Consider the following 15,286-nt stretch of genomic DNA (forward strand, 5'->3'; position numbering starts at 1 on the left):
CGACCCCGCCGAGCCGGGACCCTCACCCCATCCACGACAGCGCCCCGCCGACCGGCCGCCGCCACGCCCGCCCCTCGCCGCCGTCCGCGCCCGCCGCCGCGCCCGAGGCCCCGCGCCGGTTCAGCGCGAACTCCCCGAACGCGTCGGCCCCGTGGCTCGCCCGGTCGTGCAGCGGCCCGGCATAGCTCAGCGTCGCGCGGTTCCACCGCTTGCGGTAGGCCCGCAGCCGCTCCAGCCCCAGCGCGCACCGCTCGGCGTCGAACCAGCACATGGGGATCATCAGCCGCGCCGCGCTCACCCGCTCCTCCGGGTCGGCCGCCGCGCCCACTTGGATGCGGTGTACGCCCAGCCCGCCCAGCACCTCGTAGCGCGACCGCCCCGTCGCCAGCTCCCGCACCATCACGTCGTGCGGCAGGTGATGCGCGCCCCAGACGTAGGGCTTGGCCGCGATCGCCTCGCGCACGATCGCGTCCAGCCCCTGCCCGGCCGTCTCGAAGTAGTCGATCACGCGCACCTCGCGCCCCGCCTGCTGGAAGAACCAGATGGCCGTGTAGTCGTCGATGCCCAGGTCCCAGGCCGTGTCCACCCGCAGCGCCGGATCGTACGGAACCCGCCCGACCCGCCCGGCCCGCTCGGCCGCCGCCAGCGCCGCGGCGTAGTAGGCCCCCGGCGCCGCCGCATCGAAGTCCACGAGGTACTCCGAGGCGTACCGCGCCGCCCCCTCCTCCTCCGACCCCAGCTCCGCGACCAGCTCCGCCCTCTCCCGCGCGAGCTGCGCGTCCGTGAACACGTCCGTGTCGGTCGCCGGCGACCGCAGGGTGAACCACTCCGGGTCCCGCTGCCGCGCCTCGAACGACCGCGTCGCGTGGTTCCGCCCCCTGGGCGTCCACAGGAACAGCGCCCACCCGCCGTTCTCCAGCAGCATCGGCCGCAGGTGCGCCCAGGCGTCCGGCTTGGTCAGCGACCACTCCGAGAACACCACGCCCGCCACCGAAGACCCGACCAGGCTGTTGTAGTTGTCGGCCCCGGCCACCTGCCACGTCGAGCCGTTCCGCAGCCGCACCTTCATCTCGCCGTCCAGGAACTCCGGCGCCATCTGCTCCGGAAACGCCTCCTCGATCCGCCGCCTGCCCGTATGCGGGTTCACCGCGTCCCAGATCGCCTTGCGCCCCTGCGACGCCTCCGGCAGCAGGTGCCAGTAGCCGCCCTTGCGGGCCTGCGCCGCATAGGCCGCCCAATGCATCGCCACGTCGTCCTTCCCCCACCGCCGGTGCGCCACCACGTCCACGCGCCGGGCGCCCTTCAGCAGCGCCTCCCACAGGTCGTTCTGGTGGGTCCGCGGCGCCCACGGCAGGGTGTGGGAAACCGACGTCACAGGCTCGCCGCTCATTCCTCGCCCTCCGGGAAGATCTCGCGCAGCACCGTGCGCCCCTCGTCGTTCACCACCTTCTCGAACCGGCGCACGCGGAAGACGATCTCCATGCGCGGCGACTTCGCGGCGGCCGCCACGGCCGCCGCCGCCGACGCACCCGACGCCTTGCCCCCGGCCCAGCGTTCCGGCGCGTCCAGCGCTGCGCGCTGCATGAAGGCGGTATGGCGCAGCCTGTCGCCCATGGCGCCCTGCGCCGCGCTCCGCGCGAACTCCAGCGCCTCGTCGGCCCGCAGGTCGGCGGCGCCCGCGTCCGCTGCCCGCAGCGCCGCCGCGAATTCGGGCTTCGTCCGCCGCCAGAGGCAGATCGTGGTGTAGGCGGGGGTATCCTCCAGCCCGCAGATGACCGCCCACGTCTGGCCTTCGTTGCGCAACGCGCAGAGCCGCTCGATCATCGCCCGCGAGTATCTCACATTGCGGCGTCGCGGTTGAACGGCCGGCGGCGCATCCGCGCCCCCGCCCCCAGGCGTCTTCGCCATGGCGTCGTCTCCTTCTTTCTTTCGATGAATGAATGTCGCGGCCGCCGCCCCCCGGCCCCGCCGCCCGGGATCTATCCCCGAGGCCTCAGGCCCCCGCGAGGTCCCAGACCCCGCTCATCCCCGCGCACGCGGGGACACGCCCCGAGACGCCCAAAGGTTCGCGCTGACGCTGGCCCTTCCCCCAAACCGCTCATCCCCGCGCACGCGGGGACCCAGGCTTCCTTCAGCCGCGATGAGCGGCATCGAGAACAACGGCCAACCGCCCGGCACGCCGCAGGCGTCCTGTTTCTCGAACCACGAACCACACGAAAAACACGAACGGGCCGCGGGCGCGTCCGGCGGCGAGTTCATCCCGGAGCCGTTCGTGTGGTTCGTGTGGTTCGTGGTTGAATCCATGCAGCGCTGACGCGCCCGCGCGCCCGAAGGTTCGCCCTGACGCTGGCCCTTCCTCGGGGCTCTCGGACACGAAACCCGAAACCCCGCCCCTTGCTCCAGGTCCTGAAATCGCGTCCCGCGAAGGGGCGCCGCTCGAGGCGCCCGCTCAGGAACAAATTGCGAACTTTCTTCTCGCCATCAGGACGGACCGGGCGTACCCTCGGCGCGTGAAGCCCTCGACGTTCCGCGCCCTCCCCGTGGCTCTGCTCGCCGTAACCGTCTCCGCTGCGGCTCACGCGGCGCCGTCGGGACCGCGTCTGCAACCGGGGACGCCCTATCCGGCCGCAAGACGACAACTCGTGGAGCAGGGCTTCGATCCGGTCCGGATCATCGACCACGGGGACAACCTCATTTGCGCCCGTAGCCCCGGATTCTGCCGCACCTTCCCCGAGGTCGAGGAATGCGCAGGCGCAGGCGCCCCCTTCTGCGGGTGGCTGTTCCGGTCGCGCGCCGATGGGCGCTACTGGCGCGTCGTCACGCTCGGCGAGACGGGAACACCGCCTCGGTTCACCCGATTGCGCTACCATGGCGCGTTCGTCCTGGGCGCGTCGGACTTGGGCGGCCTGGTCGTGTCCGGCCGTGACGGTCGGCCCGTCCGCTTCGCCCGCCCGCCCCAGCCGGAGGCGAAAGCCCCCCGATCCCCTCCGGGCGAAGCGCCGCTGCCGCCTTGCAGTCGGAACGGCGGCCACATCCCCTGCTGGGTCAAACCCCCACCGCCGGCACACACCGATCGGCGCCCCCAGGGTCGGAAGTGAGCCCTCCGGACCGTACAGGGACTCCACACCCTTTTCTCGGGGACGCCGCGGCCGAGCCTTATGCGGCGGACGAGAAAAGGGTGTGTGTCCCTGGTCCCTAAACGTCATCCCGCGGCTTGTCCGCGGGACCCATGAACGCCGTGGCGGAAAATCTCACGCCGCCGCTACCGCGCACCATCACCTCTCCCGTGTTCGATGGATCCCGCGGACGAGCCGCGGGACGACGAACGGCGCCGGTCAGGTCCCCGCGCCGTCCACCAGGACCACCTCGGTCCGCAAATCCCCTCCGGCCGACCGCGCAGCCCACGCCTCCAGGGCCTCGCGCCACGCCAGGTCCCGGCCGAGGAAGAGGGTCAGCATCGGCCGGCTGTCGCAGTCGATCCCGGACTTCGGCCGCCGCCGCGGCTCGGCCGCCGGAACGGCATGGTGGCAGCGGAAGTGGATGAGGCCCGCCGCCACGATCCTGTTGTCGCGCGAGATGACGACGGCGGCCTTCTCGTCACAGCTATGCCGGCGGCACGCGTGCAGCAGCCGCGCCCCGTCGCCCAGCCTGACCTTGTCGCCCGGCGGCCCGCTCAGCCCCGCCGCGACCTGTTCCGCGACGGACCGCCGAGGCTCGATATACGCTCCACGTCGACGCGGCCCGATGAACCGCTCCAGGCTCCGGAAAAATCCGGGATCGCTCCAGGCCGCATCGCTGGCGCTGTCGTCCGCGCGGTATGGCGGTATGGAATGGGGCGTTCCGGGAGGTCCGAACGGCGAGCGTCGGCATAGGCGTGGCCCGCCACCACCATCGACGCTCCAAGGCCGAACGCCCGACAAGCCCCTAAAAAGGTCCGCACGAACAAAGGCCTCGCCCTGCTGGCCACTCCGGAACAAAGATGGTGCGCGGAACCGTCATCGTCGTCCACTGGCGGCATCCCCGCTCTGCCGAGGCGGCCCGGCAGGAAGCCGTCCAGACCGTACAGGGACACACACCCTTTTCTCGGGGACGCCGCGGCCTAGCCGTATGCAGCGAGAAAAGGGTGTGTGTCCCTGGCCCCGGAACAAATTGCGAACTATCTGTTGGCCATCAGGGCGGACCGGGCGTACCCTCGGCGCGTGAAGCCCTCGATGTTCCGCGCCCTCCCCGTGGCTCTGCTCGCCGCAACTGTTTCCGCGGCCGCTCATGCGGCGGCGCGACCGCATCTCCTCCCCGGAGCCTCCTATCCGACCGCCAGGCGACAGCTCATGGCGCAGAACTTCGTGCCGGTCCGGATCATCGACCACGGCGACCGGCTTGTCTGTTCCCGCTACGCCGACGTCTGCCGCGCCTTCCCGGAAGTCGTGGAATGCACCGGCGCAGGCGCGTCCTTCTGCATGTGGCTCTACCGCAATCGGACGAACGGCCGGTACTGGATCATCGTGACGAGAGGCGACCCGGACACGCCATCCGATGTCAGCCGGTTGCGCTATGACAACGCCGGTCCGGCCGACCGTCCGGCGCTGGACGGCCTGACCGTGGCCGGGCCGAACGGCCGACCATTCCGCTTCGCCTATCCGCCGAAGCCTGTTCCGCTGTGCCGCGAGGGCCAACCGAATCCCGAGACTTGCTGGATCAAGCCGCCGCCGGACTACCGCCCGGCGCCCCCGCCGAGACGAACCCCTTAGCGCCAGGGTGTCGCATTCGCCGGATAACGACCGCTGTCGTTCAACTGTTCGTTCTGCGACCTTGCCTTCGCGATCGCGCCCGGACCGTACAGGGACACACACCCTTTTCTCGGGGACGCCGCGGCCGGGCCGTATGCGGCGGACGAGAAAAGGGTGTGTGTCCCTGCCCCCCGTCCCAGTTTCCACTTTCCCTCGCCACGTCATCCCGCGGCTTGTCCGCGGGACCCATGAACACGGGAGAAGGTCGTGGCCCGCGGCGTCGCCGTCCGCGCCCTGTCCGGCGTCACGGCGTTCATGGGTCCCGCGGACAAGCCGCGGGATGACGATGGGATGACGATGGGATGACGCGCGCGCGGGTCGGATCGTGCGGGCGCTCCGACGACGAGGCGATCAGCATCGGGCAGGCCGCCATCGGCCGCACTCCTCGACCCTGACCTGAACCTAGCAAATTCGCGTTCCGATGTCAAGAACAAAATAAGAACATGTCGGGCTGGCGCTTCAGCCGCGCCGGCGCGCCGCGCCGACTACCAGCGCTTCGGGGCCGGCTCTGGCCGCTGAGTGCTCCAGTCGGCGTAAACCCCGGTCAGTTCGGCGGGCAGCTCCGCCTCGAAGTCGGGGTCCAGCCGGTACTGGGGCATCGCGGAGGCGACGGCGTTGAGGATCGCGACGCCTTGCCGTTCATCCTTCCGCCGCTTGAGGGGGTTCCGCTTCGGCTGGCGCGACATCCAGAGCTTCTGGAGCGCGAACCACCGCGGGTCCGGAGCCACGATCCTGGCGGGAGACCCATCGCGACATATCGTGACGTGGTCGACCGGCTTGCCGTTCAGGAGCCATTCCTGCTCGGGGAGCGGGATCGGACGCGGCTTGTCGCGGCGGGGCAGGGTCGCCGCGCGCGACGGCGCCACCAGCAGCCCCACCTCGTAGGCCTTGGCGTTCCGGGCCTGGAACGTCCGTTCCAGATTCACCGTGTACGTGGGATCGACGGCCTTCAGCATGTCCCAGACGAGCTGTTGGTCCGCCGGCGCCTCGCGGGATGACCAGGCGAGGTCGAAATCCTGCGTCTCCAGCGGCGCGTCCTGCAGGAAGCCGCCGGCTTCGATGGCGTAGGCCGCCAGCGCATTGGTCCCGACCACCAGCAGGTGATCGCCGAGAAGCCGCCGCCGGTCGGCCTCGCGGACGATTTCACCCGCTTCGTTGGCGAGCATGGGGACGCGGAGCGCCCGGCAGATGCGCGCGGTTTCCGCCAGCGCGTCGCGCGCGGCGGCGCGGCGCGCCTTGGCCGCATCCTTGGCCGCCCTGTAGGAGGCGAGCCTTGACGCCTGCGCATCGCTCCATGGGCCGAGGCTGCGGCCGTTGCCGCCGCGATCACGGATTTCGTAGAGGTAGCTCTTGGCGCCGACTTTCTTGCGGCGAAGGTCGTACGGCATGGCGGCCAGCGCTCTCTCGGCCTCCATCCACACCTGGTACTGCTGCTCGAGATTGATCAGCGTCCGGTTCTGCTCGTCCGTGAAGGCCAGGATCATGGGACATGGATTATCCCACAATTCCTGCATTTTTCAAAACGCAGGATAATCCTTATGATTGCGCATCGTACATGCCACTTATCCCACAATTCCTTGAAATGAGATTCTGCGGGATAAGGCGAGCAACAGGCGCTTGGGCGCACTCAACGCAAGATGCGAACATCCTACGCCAGGAAATCCAGCGCCACCTTCAGCAGGCCTTCCAGCCGCGCCGCCTCGCGGTCCACGCCGCCGGCCGCCTCGCGCGGGGTCTTCTCCTCGCCGCAGATCAGGTCGCAGGCGGCCACCAGGTCGGGCTGGCGCTTCAGCCGCGCGCGCAGTTCGGCGAGCTTCCGGCGCGCGATCTCGGTTCCCTCCCCGCGCGCGATCACCTCGGCCAGCGAGGGCGCCACGAACGCGCCCCGCACCTCCTGCCCCAGCGTCGAGGGGATCGCCTTCTCCAGCTTCACCCGCCGGTAGGCCCAGCCGTAGCGCTCGCCGGCCGCCCGCGCCGGGGCGTCGATCCGGCCCTTGGCCTCCAGCCACTCCAGCCCGGTCTGGCGCCGGTAGGGCTGCAGGCGCACCCGCCGCTTCGTCACGTGGGGCTCGGCGATCGCCGCCCCCCGCGCCCGCGACAGCGCCACCGTCTCGGCCACGCCCGCCGCCACCGCCTGCGCATGCTCGCGCGCCTTCTTCTGCCGCTCCGCCCGGATCAGCCGCTCGCGCGCCACCGCCTCGGGGCTCAGGTTCTTGCGACGGGTCATACGCGCAGCCCCCGCGCCACCACCGCGTCGGCCAGGCGGTAGACCGCCTCCGACGCCTCGGCCTCGCCCTCGATCACCACGATCCCCGCGGCCGTGTGGGCCAGCAGCTCGCGCAGGAACCGCGCCCGCTCGCCGGGCCTGCGCCGGCTGAGCGCGCCCGCGACCAGCGCCGCGGCCCCGTCCGGGCCACTCCTGTCCGCGCCGCTCATCGCAGCGTCATCGCCGGATAGCCGCCCGCGGCGCGCACGGCGTCCACGTGTACGCGGTGCAGCGCAAACCGCGGCCGCCCCTCGGCGCCGCCCTTGCCCGGACGGGAGGTGCGGAACACCGCCTCCAGGATCAACCCACGTCCGGAACTGACGCCAATCTCGGCGCAGGCTCGGGCCTGCGAAGCTCCGCCGTGGCGGAGGACGGAATAGCTCTCTCGGTCTGTATGTGCCATACGGAGGAACGTATGAAACCTACTGCGATTGCGCAAGCTTGGTCTGTATGTTACCCACAGTCATGGACGACGGACGCGCCCAGCGCCTCAGGCAGGCCCGGCAGGACCGCGGCTACGACACGGCCGCCGCCGCGGCCGACGCCTTCGGCTGGAGCCGCAACACCTACGCCTCCAACGAGAACGGCAACGCGCCCTTCTCCTATCGCCGCGCCAAGGAGTACGCCGCCGCCTTCGGGGTCAGCCCCGAATGGCTCTACGACGCGGCCGGCCCGATGCAGGCGGGCGGCGCGGGCGACGGGATGGTCCCGGTGATCGGCAGCGTCGGCGCCAATCCCGACGGCACGGTGCTGTTCGCCCTCGGGCAGGACCCGGCCGAGCTCACGCCCGTCCCGCCCGGCGGCACGGACCGGGCCCGCGCGCTGCGGGTCGCCGGCCACTCCATGCGCGGCCTCGCCGACGACGGCGCGCTGATCTACTTCGAGGACCAGCGCACGGCGCCCACGCCCGACATGCTGGGCCAGGTGGTCGTGATCGAGACCGATACCGACGAGGTGCTGGTCAAGCGCCTGTTGCGCGGCTCGCGCGGCGGCCTCTACGACCTGGAGAGCATCGCCGGCCCCATGCGGCGCGACGCGCGCCTGCGCTGGGCGGCCCACATCACCGCCATCATCCCGCCCTTCCAGGCCCGCCGGATCATCCGCGGCTCGGCCTGATCGGCATATAATATACAGACCACCGAGCCTGCCGGATCGTATCTTATGTGCAACGAATTCGCCTTCGGACGGTCCCTGGAGGAGCTCCTCTCCGAGTTCGCCGAGACCCGCCTTCCGCTGACCTGGGACGGCGGCGCGCCCAACATGGAGCCGCGCCCCTCGATCCGCCCGACCGACCCGTCCTACCTCGTCGTGGGCGACGGACGCGGCGGGGCGCGCCTCACCCAACTGCGCTGGGGCTTCCCGGGCCCGCGCGGCCCGATCATCAACTTCCGCTCCGAGGGCCGCAGCTTCCCGAAGGGCCGTTGCCTCGTGCCCGCCGACGCCTTCTTCGAGTTCACGGGGACGAAGGCGCCCAAGTCCAAATGGCGCTTCGAGCCGGCCGACCGCCCGTTCCTCGCCATCGCGGGCCTGATCCGCGACGACCGCTTCACCCTGCTCACCACCGGGCCCGGCCCCGACATCGCGCCGTACCACGACCGCCAGATCGTGATCTTCCCGCGCGAGCGCTGGGCCGACTGGCTCGACACGTCGCGCCCACAGCCGGCCATCGGGCCCCTGCCCGCCGGCAGCCTCAGGGTCACCCAGATCCGCTAGGACGCTTAGGGCAGGTCCTCGGCGAGGATGGCCATCTCGAACATGTACGAGCCGTCGCCGTCCTCGTCCTCGAACACGACGCCCACGAATTCCTCGCCGATGTAGACCTCGGCGGAATCCTTCTGCTTGGGCCGCGGCGTGAGCGTGATCCGCGCGTTGGCGAAGGTCCCGCGCAGATGGCCTTCGATCCTGCGGATGGCTTTTTCGTCCACGCAAACGCTCCTGGGTGGTTTCGGCGCGACTTCTAGCGAAACCCGCGTCCCAACGGAACCCGTGGAAACCTCAGATCGTGTAGTCGGTGATCGCCGGCAGGGTGTGGTCCATCGTCCGCGCCGGCGCCTCGGCCTCTTCGCAGGTGGGGCAGTTGACCAGCCGCGCCGGCACGCCGGCGGCCGTGCAGCCCGCCGGCACCTCCTTCAGCACCACCGAGCCCGACGCCACCTTGGCGTAGTCGCCGATCCTGATGTTGCCCAGCACCTTGGCGCCTGCGCCCAGCAGCACGCCCTTGCCGATCTTCGGGTGCCGGTCGCCGCGCTCGGCGCCCGTGCCGCCCAGCGTCACGCCCTGGAGCATCGAGACGTCGTCGCCGATCACCGCGGTCTCGCCGATGACGATGCCGGTGCCGTGGTCGACGAACACGCCCTTGCCGATGCGCGTCGCCGGGTTGATGTCGACCTGGAACAGCTCGCTGGAGCGGCTCTGCAGGTAGAACGCCATCGTCTCGCGCCCCTCGCCGTACAGCCAGTGCGCCACGCGGTGCGTCTGCAACGCCAGGAAGCCCTTGAAGAACAGGAACGGCTGCACGTAGCCCTTGCAGGCGGGGTCGCGCTCGAACACCGCCTTCAGGTCGGCCTCAGCAATGGTCACCAGCGACGGGTCGCCGTCGTAGGCCTCCTCGATGGTGTCGCGCAGGCTCATGGCCCTGAGCTCCTGGTCGCCCAGCTTGCGCGCGAGCTGGTAGCTCAGCGCGTCGCCCAGGGTGTCGTGGTTCAGGATCACCGCCGCCAGCAGGCTCGCGAGCGCGGCCTCCGACTGGGCCGCCGCATGGGCTTCGTTGCGCAGGGCGGCCCACACGGGCGGCGGCTGGGCGGTGTCGACCACCTCGAGGCGCTGGCTCATGAATTCCTCCCGGCCCATCTGGGTCTCTTCACTCAGCCTAGCATGGCGTCGGCCAGGGCCGGCGCCAGAAGCCCTTCACGGGCCATGTAGGAAGCCTTCAAGAGCATCGCCACCGTCAGGATGTCCTGCAGGTCGCCGGCCACCGCGGCGTCGAACGCCTCGCGGAACGGCACGCGCACCATCTCCAGCGCCTCGGTGTCGTCGGCGTGCTGCGTCCCGTCGGCCGGATGGAGCCCGGTGGCCAGATAGCCGATGGCGCGTTCGTCGCTCACGGAGTTGGACAGTTGCGCGGTCAGGATCTCCCGCCATTCCGACGCCGCCAGGCCCGTCTCCTCGGCCAGCTCGCGCCGGGCGCTCTCCAGCGGATCGTCCCCCAGCGGCCCGCCGCCCTCGGGGATCTCCCAGCTATAGTCCATCAGCGGGAACCGGCTCTGGCCCACCAGCACGGTCGTCCCGTCGTCGAACAGCGGCAGCACCGCCACCGCCAGGTTCTTGTAGCCCACCAGCCCGTAGGTCGCCGCCGCGCCCGTCGGCGCCGTCGCGGCGAACTCCGTCACCCGGATCCACGGATTGTCGTAGACCACCTTCGAGGCCCCGCGCACCCAGGGCTTCCCATGCGGCCGCAGCCAGGCGGGCTTGGCGGTCACCAGGCCTCCAGCTTCAGACCCGGGATGTCGCTGAAATCGCGCCCGTTCAGGGTTACGACCGTGGCGTCCAGCGCCAGCGCGTGGGCCGCAATCATCCAGTCGATCACGCGCGGGCGCGAGAAACCGACCGCTTCGACGATGCCCCGATACCGATCGGCCGCGAGATCGTCGAATGCGACGCTCGGGACCGTCGCCAGCATTTCATCAAGCCGCCGGCGCCTGATCTCCGCCTCATGCGCGATCCGACCGACGCCACCTTCGAGTTCCACCCGCGTGATGACCGACATGCAGGCATCGCCTTCCAGCGCTTCGACCCGCGTCAGGACGGCTTCGTCGCCGTCGCGAACCGGGACCGCGACGCTGGTGTCCAGCAGGAAAAGCAACTCAGAGGCCGGGTCGCTTGGGGAAAACGATCCTGTCCCGCTTCTGAACCTCGGCGGGCTTCGGCAGCTCGCGAAGCCGGCGCACCATCTCTTTGAGCGAGGGACGCAACGGCGAGATCGTCACGACGTCACCTTGACGGGTGATGGTGACTTCGATGTCAGCGCCGAATGCGACTTCCTTCGGCATACGGATGGCCTCGCTGTTGCCGCTCCGGAAGACCTTGCTGGTCACTGTCGTCATGCGATCACTCCGTTATGACGCGTATATACGCCTCTGGCGTTTGGCTTCCAACCCCCGAGCCGCTACATCCCAGGTGTGACCGAACTCCCGCCCCCGCCCCAGCTCGGCGATCCGCTGCCGCCCGCCGCCTCGCCGGAGGTGTTGCGGTTCCTGGCGCTGCGCCGCTCCACGCCCGCGCTGACCCTGGCCGAGCCCGCGCCGAGCGACGCCGAGGTCACGGAGCTGATCCGCCTCGCCGCCCGCGTCCCGGACCACGGCAAGCTCGCCCCGTGGCGTTTCATCGTCCTGGGCGCCGCCGCCAAGGCCGACGTGGTCGCCCGGCTGGAGGCCCTGGCGCAGGCCAAGGGGGACCCGGTCCTCACCGCCAAGCTCGGCAAGCTCCGCGTCCCGCCGCTGGCCGTCGTCGTGGTGTCCACGCCGAACCCGGCCGCCTCGATCCCGGAGTGGGAGCAACTGCTCTCGGCCGGCGCCGTCTGCACCAACCTGCTCTACGGCGCGCTCGCCATGGGCTATGGCGCGAACTGGATCACCGACTGGTACAGCTACGACGCCGAAGCGACCGCCCTCCTCGGCCTCCAGGCCGGCGAGCGCGTCGCCGGCGTCATGCTGATGGGCACGCCGCGCGAGCCCCCGCTGGAACGCGACCGGCCCGCCCTGGAGCCCCTGACGACGCGCTGGGCGCCGTAGGCGTCGCGAGGCGTAGCGGGTTTCGGGATCGATCGAACACCGCCCATCCCCGCGCATGACCATCGCTCATCCCCACGCAAAAACCCCGCTCATCCCCGCGCATGCGGGGACCCAGGCTTCCTTCCTCTCACGACACCCCGCATCCGAGGACAACGGCCGACCGCCCGGCACGCCGCAGGCGTCCTCATTTTCGAACCACGAACCAACACGAAAAACACGAACGCCTCCGGGATGAACCCGGCGCTCAGCTCATCCGCAGCGCCTTCGTGCCCTTCGTGTTCTTGGTGGTTGAATCGACACGACGCCACACGCCCCGACGCGGCGCGCCCGCATGTCCTTTCGTGTATTTCCTGGTTCCCTTCCTCGCGGAGACGGATCGCCCGTCCGACGGTTGCCTGCGCGCGGGGGGAAGGCCAATTTGGGCGCCGTTGGATTCGTGCGCCGAGACCCTGAGGAGACCGCCCGCGTGGCTGAAGGCATCCGGCGCCGCCGGCGGGTGAAGATCGTGGCCACCATCGGCCCGGCCTCGTCGAGCCTGGAGCGGCTCGAGGAGCTGTTCCGCACCGGCGCCGACGTCTTCCGCCTGAACTTCAGCCACGGGACCCAGGACGACCACGCCGCCGTGGTCGAGCGCATCCGCCGCGTGGAGAAGAAGACCGGCCGCCCGATCGGGATCCTGGCCGACCTGCAGGGCCCGAAGCTCCGCGTCGGCCGCTTCGCCGGCGGCGCCGTCGCCCTCCAGTGGGGCCGCAGCTTCCGGCTCGACCTGCAGGAGCGGCCGGGCGACGGCGCACGCGCCCAGCTCCCGCACCCGGAGATCATGGCCGCCGCCGGCCCGGGCTCGCTGCTGCTGCTGGACGACGGCCGCATCCGCCTGGAGGTCACCCGCCAGACGCCGGAGTTCCTCGACACGCGCGTGGTCGTCGGCGGCCGCCTCTCCGACCACAAGGGCGTCAACCTGCCCGGCCTGACGCTCCCTATCCCGGCGCTGACGGCGAAGGACCGCTCGGACCTCGCCTTCGCCCTCGACCACGGCTGCGACATCATAGGCCTATCGTTCGTGCAGCGGCCCGAGGACGTGGCCGAGGCGCGCGAGATCGTGGCCGGCCGCGCGCTGATCCTCTCCAAGATCGAGAAGCCCGGCGCGCTCGCCTCCATCGACGAGGTGATGAAGCTGTCGGACGCCATCATGGTCGCCCGCGGCGACCTGGGCGTGGAGCTGCCGGCCGAGGACGTGCCGCTGATCCAGAAGCGCCTGATCCGCGCCGCGCACCGCTACGGCCGCCCCGTCGTCGTCGCGACGCAGATGATGGAGAGCATGATCGAGAACCCGACGCCGACGCGCGCCGAGGCCTCGGACGTCGCCACGGCCGTCTTCGACGGGGCCGACTGCGTGATGCTCTCGGCCGAGAGCGCAACCGGCAAGTACCCCGTCGAGACCGTGCGGATGATGGACCGCATCATCGCCCGCACCGAGGACGACGACGACCTGAGGGCCGCGCGCGCCGCCATGCGGCCCAAGCCCGAGAAGGAGGCCGGCGACGCGATCTGCGCCGCGGCCCGCCAGGTCGCCGAGACCATCGAGGCCAAGGCGATCGCCGCCTTCTCGCTCTCCGGCCGCACTGCCATGCGGATCGCCCGCGAGCGGCCGGACGCGCCGATCCTGGGCCTGACGCCAAGCCTGGAGACCGCGCGGCGCCTCGCGCTGGTCTGGGGCGTGCATGCGCTGACGTCCGAGACCACGCACACCATGACCGAGACGGTGGCCCAGGCCGCGACGCTGGCCCGGCACTCCGGCTTCGCCAAGCGGCGCGACGAGATCGTGGTGATCGCCGGCGTCCCCTTCGGCCGTTCTGGCGGGACGAACTCGCTGCGGGTGGCGCAGGTCACCTGAGCCGTGCCAAGTTCGCCCCCCGAGGGGGATTTGCGCGTGCGACGGCAGAAGGTTCTGGTGCTCTACCTGGCGAATTCGGCGCTCGATGCGCCGACGGTGGCCTGGTCGGTCTACGACGGGACCGGTGAGACCTTCCGCATGGCCGGCGACCAGGATCAGCCGCCCTATCCCACCGGCCTCGCGGCGCTGAAGGACGGCTGGCGGCTCTTCCAGGCCTCCCAGCTCAATCCGCATGCGCGCGGCGAGGAGTTCGATCTCGCCTACCTGAAATACGAATTCTGGTTCGAACAGCTTGTGGAGGTCGAGGCATGACCCTGCTGACGTCCCTCGAGATGGCGCGGTTCGTGGCGCAGGGCTTCCTGCGGTTCGACGCCGCTGTGCCCGACGACATCAACGCCCAGTTCATGGTCGAGGCGGGCGCGGCGCCCGAGGCCGCCGACGGCAAGCGCGTGATGGCGGTCTACGCCCAGACCCTCGCCGGCAGCGCCATCGCCGAGGCGCCGCCGGGCCGCCCGCTCGCCGAGACCTATCCGCCGGACAGCGCGCTCGGCCGCCTGCTCGCCCTGCCCCGCGTGGCGGGCGCGTTCAGGAGCCTGCTCGGCGAGGCCCCGGTCTTCGACCACCACTTCCTGCACATCACCTTCCCGCCGAGCTACTACGCCGCGGGCGGCGGGGAGAACGTGTCGCAGCACACGCACCAGGACTCCACCGTCGATCCGCGCCTGCGCTTCGACGTGCAGCTCATGTACTACCCGCACGCGGTGACGCCCGAGATGGGCGGCACGCGCTTCATCCCGGGCACGCACCTGCGCAAGGTGTCCGAGGTGGCGGTCGGCCGCTACCAGAACGTCCGCGGCCAGCAGCACATGGTCTGCCCGGCCGGCACGCTGCTCTTCCTGCACCACGGCCTGTGGCACGGCGGCGGCGTCAATCGCTCGGACCGCACGCGCTACATGTTCAAGATCCGCGCGCACGCCTCCGGCTCGCAGGTGCGCCAGTGGGACGCGCGCGACCTCAACGGCGGGCCGGCGCACCGGCCGATCTTCTTCCGCAAGCGCCTGCCGGAGGGCGAGACCGTCGAGAGCATCCTGATGGCCTCCGAGCCGTGGTTCGAGCAGGACACGGGGCGGCTCGAGTACGTGAACCGGGTGAAGCTCTGGCGCTATCTGACGGGCGATCCGGACTATGACGCCGACTACTGGATGACGCGGCTCGAGAACGTCGGCGCTTGACGCGAGCCGTTGGCGCCTACAGCCTCGCTCCAGGTTCTGGAGTTACGACATGACGATGCGTCTCTTCGCCCTCGCCGCCGGCCTTTCGCTGGCCGCCGCGACTCCGGGCTTCGCGCTCACGGTGCAGTCGGCGCCGCCGCGCCCCGATGTGAGCCAGCGGCTGACGCCCACCGACAGCCGCGCCGCGGCGAGCGTGCGGTTGCAGGACACCTTCGCCGGCGCGGGCCGCCCGACGATGGGCTCGACCTTCACGGGCGCGCCGCCGACGTCCTACGGCACGACCACCTTCGGCTTCGGCAACGTGCGCACGACGGTGA

21 protein-coding genes (1 of these 21 only partly in view) are annotated in these 15,286 nt (G+C 70.8%); 9 read left to right on the forward strand and 12 right to left on the reverse strand.

Annotated features, from left to right (window positions below):
* Positions 1 to 22: 22 nt before the first annotated feature.
* Both KF737_RS14935 and KF737_RS14940 read right to left on the reverse strand, forming a co-directional pair.
* Positions 23 to 1,390: a hypothetical protein gene (locus KF737_RS14935; protein WP_296456330.1), complete on the reverse strand. Its 1,368-nt coding sequence runs from the start codon at positions 1,388 to 1,390 to the stop codon at positions 23 to 25.
* On the reverse strand, positions 1,387 to 1,824 hold the full coding sequence (locus KF737_RS14940; RefSeq protein ID WP_296456332.1) for a hypothetical protein: 438 nt from the start codon (positions 1,822 to 1,824) through the stop codon (positions 1,387 to 1,389). The genes KF737_RS14935 and KF737_RS14940 overlap by 4 nt, the downstream gene beginning before the upstream one ends.
* A gap of 316 nt (positions 1,825 to 2,140) precedes the next feature.
* Here KF737_RS14940 and KF737_RS14945 point away from each other — a divergent pair, with 316 nt between their 5' ends.
* Complete coding sequence (locus KF737_RS14945; RefSeq protein ID WP_296456335.1) at positions 2,141 to 2,314, forward strand: hypothetical protein; 174 nt, start codon at positions 2,141 to 2,143, stop codon at positions 2,312 to 2,314.
* A 1,021-nt stretch (positions 2,315 to 3,335) separates the two neighbouring features.
* Here KF737_RS14945 and KF737_RS14950 read toward each other — a convergent pair.
* Entirely contained in the window at positions 3,336 to 3,557 is a 222-nt protein-coding gene (locus tag KF737_RS14950) for a hypothetical protein (protein ID WP_296456336.1), read from the reverse strand.
* 654 nt (positions 3,558 to 4,211) lie between these two features.
* Here KF737_RS14950 and KF737_RS14955 point away from each other — a divergent pair.
* Positions 4,212 to 4,748, forward strand: a complete 537-nt coding sequence (locus KF737_RS14955) for a hypothetical protein (protein ID WP_296456340.1) — start codon at positions 4,212 to 4,214, stop codon at positions 4,746 to 4,748.
* Positions 4,749 to 5,272: 524 nt separating this feature from the next.
* Here the strand turns inward: KF737_RS14955 and KF737_RS14960 are convergent.
* The 4 genes from KF737_RS14960 to KF737_RS14975 form a co-directional block, all read right to left on the reverse strand.
* Positions 5,273 to 6,271: a GSU2403 family nucleotidyltransferase fold protein gene (locus tag KF737_RS14960; protein ID WP_296456343.1), complete on the reverse strand. Its 999-nt coding sequence runs from the start codon at positions 6,269 to 6,271 to the stop codon at positions 5,273 to 5,275.
* A gap of 164 nt (positions 6,272 to 6,435) precedes the next feature.
* Complete coding sequence (locus KF737_RS14965; protein WP_296456346.1) at positions 6,436 to 7,014, reverse strand: hypothetical protein; 579 nt, start codon at positions 7,012 to 7,014, stop codon at positions 6,436 to 6,438.
* Positions 7,011 to 7,223, reverse strand: coding sequence for a hypothetical protein (locus KF737_RS14970; RefSeq protein ID WP_296456349.1), 213 nt, complete (start codon positions 7,221 to 7,223; stop codon positions 7,011 to 7,013). The genes KF737_RS14965 and KF737_RS14970 overlap by 4 nt, the downstream gene beginning before the upstream one ends.
* Complete coding sequence (locus KF737_RS14975) at positions 7,220 to 7,342, reverse strand: hypothetical protein (protein ID WP_296456352.1); 123 nt, start codon at positions 7,340 to 7,342, stop codon at positions 7,220 to 7,222. Before KF737_RS14975 ends, KF737_RS14970 begins: the two co-directional genes overlap by 4 nt.
* 176 nt (positions 7,343 to 7,518) lie before the next feature.
* On the opposite strand from KF737_RS14975, the gene KF737_RS14980 reads away from it, so the two are divergent.
* The gene (locus tag KF737_RS14980; RefSeq protein ID WP_296456355.1) at positions 7,519 to 8,169 is read left to right on the forward strand and encodes a LexA family transcriptional regulator; all 651 of its coding nucleotides are present in this window, start codon (positions 7,519 to 7,521) and stop codon (positions 8,167 to 8,169) included.
* 45 nt (positions 8,170 to 8,214) lie between these two features.
* Complete coding sequence (locus tag KF737_RS14985; RefSeq protein WP_296456357.1) at positions 8,215 to 8,766, forward strand: SOS response-associated peptidase; 552 nt, start codon at positions 8,215 to 8,217, stop codon at positions 8,764 to 8,766.
* Positions 8,767 to 8,771: 5 nt separating this feature from the next.
* Here KF737_RS14985 and KF737_RS14990 read toward each other — a convergent pair whose 3' ends face one another.
* The 5 genes from KF737_RS14990 to KF737_RS15010 form a co-directional block, all read right to left on the reverse strand.
* Positions 8,772 to 8,978, reverse strand: a complete 207-nt coding sequence (locus KF737_RS14990) for a DUF3126 family protein (RefSeq protein ID WP_293475175.1) — start codon at positions 8,976 to 8,978, stop codon at positions 8,772 to 8,774.
* 70 nt (positions 8,979 to 9,048) lie between these two features.
* On the reverse strand, positions 9,049 to 9,885 hold the full coding sequence (gene cysE, locus KF737_RS14995) for a serine O-acetyltransferase (protein ID WP_296456359.1): 837 nt from the start codon (positions 9,883 to 9,885) through the stop codon (positions 9,049 to 9,051).
* Positions 9,886 to 9,917: 32 nt separating this feature from the next.
* Positions 9,918 to 10,532 (reverse strand): NUDIX hydrolase, encoded by a 615-nt coding sequence (locus KF737_RS15000; RefSeq protein WP_296456364.1) that lies wholly within the window; start codon positions 10,530 to 10,532, stop codon positions 9,918 to 9,920.
* Positions 10,529 to 10,915 (reverse strand): PIN domain-containing protein, encoded by a 387-nt coding sequence (locus KF737_RS15005; RefSeq protein ID WP_296456367.1) that lies wholly within the window; start codon positions 10,913 to 10,915, stop codon positions 10,529 to 10,531. Before KF737_RS15005 ends, KF737_RS15000 begins: the two co-directional genes overlap by 4 nt.
* Before the next feature lies 1 nt (position 10,916).
* A complete protein-coding gene (locus tag KF737_RS15010) occupies positions 10,917 to 11,156 on the reverse strand; it encodes an antitoxin (RefSeq protein WP_296456369.1) in 240 nt (79 codons plus the stop codon).
* 75 nt (positions 11,157 to 11,231) lie between these two features.
* Between KF737_RS15010 and KF737_RS15015 the strand changes: the two genes are divergently transcribed.
* From KF737_RS15015 to KF737_RS15035, 5 genes are all read left to right on the forward strand, one after another.
* Positions 11,232 to 11,843 carry a nitroreductase gene (locus KF737_RS15015; RefSeq protein ID WP_296456372.1) on the forward strand — a complete coding sequence of 204 codons (612 nt, stop codon included), beginning with the start codon at positions 11,232 to 11,234 and terminating at the stop codon, positions 11,841 to 11,843.
* Positions 11,844 to 12,321: 478 nt separating this feature from the next.
* Positions 12,322 to 13,737 (forward strand): pyruvate kinase, encoded by a 1,416-nt coding sequence (gene pyk, locus KF737_RS15020; RefSeq protein WP_296456391.1) that lies wholly within the window; start codon positions 12,322 to 12,324, stop codon positions 13,735 to 13,737.
* Between the two features lie 36 nt (positions 13,738 to 13,773).
* Positions 13,774 to 14,049, forward strand: coding sequence for a hypothetical protein (locus KF737_RS15025; protein WP_296456375.1), 276 nt, complete (start codon positions 13,774 to 13,776; stop codon positions 14,047 to 14,049).
* Positions 14,046 to 14,969, forward strand: coding sequence for a phytanoyl-CoA dioxygenase family protein (locus KF737_RS15030; RefSeq protein WP_296456378.1), 924 nt, complete (start codon positions 14,046 to 14,048; stop codon positions 14,967 to 14,969). Before KF737_RS15025 ends, KF737_RS15030 begins: the two co-directional genes overlap by 4 nt.
* Positions 14,970 to 15,018: 49 nt before the next feature.
* A protein-coding gene (locus KF737_RS15035; protein ID WP_296456381.1) for a hypothetical protein crosses the window boundary here: on the forward strand, positions 15,019 to 15,286 show its 5' portion. It continues 92 nt past the right edge of the window; only the first 268 of its 360 coding nucleotides appear in the window; the start codon lies at positions 15,019 to 15,021; the stop codon falls past the right edge of the window.

Source organism: Phenylobacterium sp. (assembly GCF_019636135.1).
In the GTDB taxonomy this organism is placed as follows: Bacteria; Pseudomonadota; Alphaproteobacteria; order Caulobacterales; family Caulobacteraceae; genus Phenylobacterium.

Bases quoted from the DNA above. Each gene is read 5' to 3' on its own strand.
- KF737_RS14935 (WP_296456330.1), bottom strand. From the start codon at position 1,390: ATGAGCGGCGAGCCTGTGACGTCGGTTTCCCACACCCTGCCGTGGGCG.
- KF737_RS14940 (WP_296456332.1), bottom strand. From the start codon at position 1,824: ATGATCGAGCGGCTCTGCGCGTTGCGCAACGAAGGCCAGACGTGGGCG.
- KF737_RS14945 (WP_296456335.1), top strand. From the start codon at position 2,141: ATGAGCGGCATCGAGAACAACGGCCAACCGCCCGGCACGCCGCAGGCG.
- KF737_RS14955 (WP_296456340.1), top strand. From the start codon at position 4,212: ATGTTCCGCGCCCTCCCCGTGGCTCTGCTCGCCGCAACTGTTTCCGCG.
- KF737_RS14960 (WP_296456343.1), bottom strand. From the start codon at position 6,271: ATGATCCTGGCCTTCACGGACGAGCAGAACCGGACGCTGATCAATCTC.
- KF737_RS14965 (WP_296456346.1), bottom strand. From the start codon at position 7,014: ATGACCCGTCGCAAGAACCTGAGCCCCGAGGCGGTGGCGCGCGAGCGG.
- KF737_RS14970 (WP_296456349.1), bottom strand. From the start codon at position 7,223: ATGAGCGGCGCGGACAGGAGTGGCCCGGACGGGGCCGCGGCGCTGGTC.
- KF737_RS14980 (WP_296456355.1), top strand. From the start codon at position 7,519: ATGGACGACGGACGCGCCCAGCGCCTCAGGCAGGCCCGGCAGGACCGC.
- KF737_RS14985 (WP_296456357.1), top strand. From the start codon at position 8,215: ATGTGCAACGAATTCGCCTTCGGACGGTCCCTGGAGGAGCTCCTCTCC.
- cysE (WP_296456359.1), bottom strand. From the start codon at position 9,885: ATGAGCCAGCGCCTCGAGGTGGTCGACACCGCCCAGCCGCCGCCCGTG.
- KF737_RS15010 (WP_296456369.1), bottom strand. From the start codon at position 11,156: ATGACGACAGTGACCAGCAAGGTCTTCCGGAGCGGCAACAGCGAGGCC.
- KF737_RS15030 (WP_296456378.1), top strand. From the start codon at position 14,046: ATGACCCTGCTGACGTCCCTCGAGATGGCGCGGTTCGTGGCGCAGGGC.